At 45.8% G+C, this 5133-nt stretch carries 7 protein-coding genes; 6 read left to right on the forward strand and 1 reads right to left on the reverse strand.

What is annotated here, in order from left to right:
* Nucleotides 1-1397 (forward strand): MFS transporter (locus GF309_12520; protein ID MBD3159608.1); only part of this gene is annotated, 1397 nt, incomplete at its 5' end.
* A 64-nt stretch (nucleotides 1398-1461) separates the two neighbouring features.
* Here the strand turns inward: GF309_12520 and GF309_12525 are convergent.
* A complete protein-coding gene (locus GF309_12525; GenBank protein MBD3159609.1) occupies nucleotides 1462-2265 on the reverse strand; it encodes a hypothetical protein in 804 nt (267 codons plus the stop codon).
* 115 nt (nucleotides 2266-2380) lie between these two features.
* On the opposite strand from GF309_12525, the gene GF309_12530 reads away from it, so the two are divergent.
* The 5 genes from GF309_12530 to GF309_12550 form a co-directional block, all read left to right on the forward strand.
* Nucleotides 2381-2800, forward strand: a complete 420-nt coding sequence (locus tag GF309_12530; GenBank protein MBD3159610.1) for a hypothetical protein — start codon at nucleotides 2381-2383, stop codon at nucleotides 2798-2800.
* Nucleotides 2801-2888: 88 nt separating this feature from the next.
* Nucleotides 2889-3203: a divalent cation tolerance protein CutA gene (locus GF309_12535; GenBank protein MBD3159611.1), complete on the forward strand. Its 315-nt coding sequence runs from the start codon at nucleotides 2889-2891 to the stop codon at nucleotides 3201-3203.
* Between the two features lie 184 nt (nucleotides 3204-3387).
* Nucleotides 3388-3777, forward strand: coding sequence for a hypothetical protein (locus GF309_12540; GenBank protein ID MBD3159612.1), 390 nt, complete (start codon nucleotides 3388-3390; stop codon nucleotides 3775-3777).
* A gap of 99 nt (nucleotides 3778-3876) precedes the next feature.
* Nucleotides 3877-4617, forward strand: a complete 741-nt coding sequence (locus GF309_12545) for a hypothetical protein (protein MBD3159613.1) — start codon at nucleotides 3877-3879, stop codon at nucleotides 4615-4617.
* Nucleotides 4618-4699: 82 nt separating this feature from the next.
* The coding region (locus GF309_12550; GenBank protein ID MBD3159614.1) for a peptidase U34 at nucleotides 4700-5133 on the forward strand (434 nt) is incomplete at its 3' end.

Below are 5133 nucleotides of genomic sequence, written 5' to 3' on the forward strand. Positions count from 1 at the left end.
TAACAGCACTGAATGTATCTGATGAATCCATCCATAGTGATAGCACAAGGAACCAACATGGCTCTAAGTCTGTTCGTTCTTTCGCTGTGATGTGGGGTGGTCAGGCGGTTTCTCTGTTTGGCAGCAGACTTGTACGATTCGCCGTCATATGGTGGCTAACTCTTGCTACAGGCTCCGCCACCGTCTTGGCAACTGCAACAATAGCGTTCATGCTGCCACAAATCCTAGCGGGACCATTTGCGGGTTCCTATGTTGACCGCTGGAACCGAAAGCGTGTGATGATGGCAGCCGATTCTCTTATTACTGTAGCAGTAGGAGTACTTGCCTTTTTGTTCTACTTAGGCATCCAACAAATCTGGCACATATACCTGATAATGCTGGCAACATCTCTAATGGCATCTTTTCATTGGCCAGCAATGCAGGCCTCAACTACATTGCTCGTGCCTGAAGAGCACTACTCACGGGTGGGAGGACTCAACCAATCATTACAGGGTGCTGTGAACATCATTGCACCTCCAGTTGGTGCAGTACTCTATGCGTTATTCCCGATTGAGAGCATTCTTCTCATCGATATTGTAACTGCGTTCATTGCTGTAGCATCGGTGGGCCTAATCTATATACCCCAACCCGAGGACCAGCCTGATTCCAAGGACCAGTCTCCGTTGAGTGATATGGCTGAAGGAATCCGATTTCTTCGTGGGTGGCCCGGTGCTTTACTGTTGATTGCTTTTGCTATGATTCTGAATCTCATAGCTACTCCAGCATTCTCTTTGCTTCCTCTCCTTGCAACGAATCATTTTGCCGGCGATGCAACAACTCTGGCCATTATGCAGTCAGCAAACGCCTTTGGGATGGTTGCCGGTGGGGCTATTATGGCCATGTGGGGAGGATCCAAGAATAGAACAAGAACTGCCATGAGTGCATTAGTTATTCAAGGAATTGCCCTTTTCCTCATTGGTCTAGTTCCAGGTGGACTTTACGAGCTAGCGGTGATACTTCTCCTCATTGCAGGCCTGACGAGCCCGATATTCAATGGTTCTGTGATAGCGGTTATGCAGGCTACCATACCCCCTAAGATGCAGGGAAGAGTATTTTCGTTGATTCTTAGCGGAGCCAGTGCTATGTCACCCATTGGTCTTGCAGTCGCAGGTCCGGTAGCAGACGCTTTTGGTGTGCCAATCTGGTTTGTTGTTTCTGGGCTCGTTACAGCAATCCTAAGCACAGCAGCTTTCTTTGTTCCCGCAATAATGCATTTGGAGCGAAGAGAAGAAGAAAGCACAGAGATTGAACATGAAACTGAGGAGTTGGACGAGTCTCAAATCACAAATCAAATGCATGAACAGATTTCCACAAACAATGATGTCTCAGACAAGAGTGAAGTGGAAAATGACCTCTAGGAATCTCAAATTCCTAGCTGGATCTGGAAAGCCCAGTTTCAGCAGTTAGTGGGCATTCATTCGGTTAGGATATTCGGATAATGAACTCCGCCATCCGTTGTAACGCCAATTCCACAATCTCTCCACCTTTCTCCATAGTCGCCTTGGTCGATAAGCCGACTACGCCTGAATCTGTGAAGTCCTTCATAGTAAATGCTGAAGACACAGTTGGAGCTTTCTTTCGCATATCAGGCTCAATGTAGCCTGGCACAGGTTTCTTGCCAGGTTCGTCAACTCGCTTCTCAGCCAAGACTCGCTGTCCAAGATACCAAGATACTGATGTCTCCATATCACATGCGTGGAATATCGGCCCTTCAACGATATCAGGTACCTTATCCATAACCTGACTCCACCAGTTCATGCTGTACACCCTTGCTTCTATTTCGTCATGCAGCATATGAAGCGCATTTTGGATGGCGGTCTCGTTTCCACCATGTCCATTCAGCAGAACGATGTTCTCAAATCCATGATGAGCAAGGGACTCGCACACATCGACAATCACACTTGCTAGGGTCGATTTCTTCAGGGTAACGGTGCCTTTGAATCCCATGTGATGCTGAGATTGTCCAAAGGCTATCGTTGGCGTTACGACCAGTTTGATCTCTTCCCAGACGCGTTCAGCCAATCTATAGGCGAACTGAGTTGCAACGAAATGATCGTTGTCAACCGGAAGCGCAGGCCCATGCTGTTCCGTGGATCCGACTGGAACTACAACAGTCGTGCATTCATTCAAGCGCTCTTCTACTTCAGGCCATGTCATTTTCGAGAGCAGATACTTTTTCTCCATAATCCATCCCTTGCTCTCAAGATACAACGGTCCTTGATACATACTTCGGAATATGACCCAGTACCAAGAACAACTGTTTCTCACCGAAATTATATAAGGAAATTATTCGTGTTATAATAAACAACCTGTCTAAACAAAGTACTCGGGAGTTTCGTAAATGCAAGTCGAAAGCACTAGTGGCAAGTTCATACGTACAGAGTCTTTTGAGGTTGAAAACGAGAAGTTTGAAGAAATTCGAATCGATGATAGAAGAATCCTCGCCTCAGGGGAGGAGACCAGACTTGGTCTGTTGATATCGTCCATAGATGGTTCATGGATGAGAAAGTGGCGTCGCTTCGGTGACCAAGTTCTTGGCCTTGGGCTTCTTATCATGTTTTTTGGAAGCTACCTCTCCACAATCAGCCTAGTCGGTATACCTTTCTTTGTGGGTGGCATCTGGATCATCATCGTCGGCATATTCGTAAAGAATAAAGCGATTGTGGTATACTGTAGCGGCCGCAAATTCAAAATCGAGGGTTCAACAGAGTTTATTGAAGACGTCTGGGATGCGATTCTGGGCGCCCAGCAAAGAAGATGATGTCGTATCTCTGCTCATATCAATCAGACCTAGACATAGCCCTAAGCTTCACCAACGGTATATATGATATCAAGTGTATTGGAAAATCATGAATAACTACAAACTCGCTATGACAACCTGTTCTACGAATGAGAGTCACGATCTAGCGAAGACCATTGTCGAATCGAAAAAGGCGGCTTGTGTGAATGTGGTAGAGGATGTATTCAGCATCTATCACTGGCAAGGAGAGATGGAAACTGCAAGGGAATCCATACTCATCATGAAAACAACTGCGAATCTCATCTCAGATTTGCAATCCATTGTGGAGCAAGCTCATTCCTATGATGTCCCTGAATTCGTGGTTTTGCCAATCGAGCAAGGAGCCGATAGATATTTGAAGTGGATATCTGATGTTGTGAAATAGAATTACTGAAGAACAGTTGTTGGAATCAATCCGCATATCATAATACGTAATCTACCCAGTTTTCGTCCGCATTTCAATTTATCAAAACAGCATCCTTATTAGGTGGTTCTTCTTCACTATAGTGAATAGGGACCAGAAGAGATGAATCGCCTTGCCACGACGACGTAAAACGAGAACTTGGTTAATGCCGCAGGAAGTAGAGGTGTGGTATATTATTCCTGCTGTACGTAGAGAACTCACGCGGATAATGATAGACAATGACATAGCCCAGAAGAATATAGCTGATATGCTAGGCGTGACTGAACCCGCTGTGACGCAGTACAAACTTGAAAAATCCAAGAGGTCGCGAGGCGATCAGGTCGAGATACCCCCCAATGTCCGAGCTGAGATTGAAACATCAGCGGATAGAATACACAAGGCTTGGTTGGAGAAGGAAGAGGATGAGCACGTATATGAACTCATGACTCGAGAAATCAACCGCATCATCGACATCATGCGAGATGAGGGTATCATCTGTGAGATTCACAGAGAGCATTGCGAAAATGTAGCTGAAGACTGCAAAGCTTGCAAGTAGACACATCTTTGTAGATATTTTGAATGGCACTAACACAAGGAAAGCCTATATCAGGAAGAAGGAATAAGGCATCAATAGCCCTCTGGAAGGTGTTAGGTTATGACAGGAAGTATCAATGAAAGCAGAGATGGGTCTATCGTGACCCTTACGATTTCAAGACCAGACAAGCTTAATTCTGTAACGCGGCCTATGTTGGATGATTTCAGCAAGAAAGTTGAACGTTACACAAATGATCCGGAAGTCACCGCAGTAGTATTTACTGGCGAAGGTGACAGGGCTTTTTCTGCTGGTTTTGATATGGACACCGTCAAAGGTCTCAAGGGGCAAGAAAAGGAAGATTTCTTCAAAGCGCTGGAGGATGTTGTGCGAGTTATCAGGACAGCCAAGAGCTGTATCACACTAGCTGCTGTGAATGGATATGCCGTTGGTTTCGGATCCATAGTTGCGATTGCCTGTGATTTCAGGTTTTTCTCTGAAGATGCAAAGCTCCGTCTTCCGGAGGTCCAACTGAGCATATTTCCGGGTGCGGGTGCAGCATCAAATCTACTACATCTTGTTGGTCCATCTCATGCAAAGGATATCTTGCTAACTGGGCGTTCAATCCCGGCAAGGGAGGCAAAATCGATGGGGTTGGCAAATCGCATCTATCCCAAGGAGCAACTCATGACACAGGCCAAAGAATTTCTGAAGGATCTTCTGGAAAAGGACTGCCGGATTCTCCTGAACACAAAAAACCTAGTTGATGCAATGACTGGAAAAGACTATGGCGACGCCGCTGAACTTGAAGCTGCATATCTTGAAGAATGGCTTCTCAGTGAAATGGAAGAGGACTGTGAGTGATCTCATTCTTCATCTTTCTATATGAGCACACATTAGAAGCACAAAAATAAATGCAGAAGTGGTTTCTAGTTAACGGATACTCATGTGTGATACTGTAGTAGTCTTGCCAGATGCTTCAGCGGATTCAATAGTCTTTTTCGGCAAAAATTCAGACAGGCCCCCAAATGAGGCCCAAGTTGTCGAATATGTACCTCGGAAAACCCACCGTAACAAGGAAGTCAAATGCACTTACATGAGTATACCCCAAGTTGAAGAAACCTTTGCCATGTACATCTCTAGACCATTCTGGATGTGGGGAGCTGAGATGGGGGCCAATGAGAAGTGCGTAGTGATAGGAAATGAGGCGGTGTTTTCAAAACAAGAGGCCCTAGAAACTGGACTGCTCGGAATGGATCTTCTACGACTCGGGCTTGAGAGAGGAAGAACAGCAGAAGAAGCCCTTAACATCATGGTGGAACTTCTGCAAAAACACGGACAAGGCGGAGCGTGTGCAAGAGATGGGGCGCTATCATATCA

The organism is Candidatus Lokiarchaeota archaeon (assembly GCA_014730275.1).
Lineage (GTDB): Archaea > Asgardarchaeota > Thorarchaeia > Thorarchaeales > Thorarchaeaceae > WJIL01.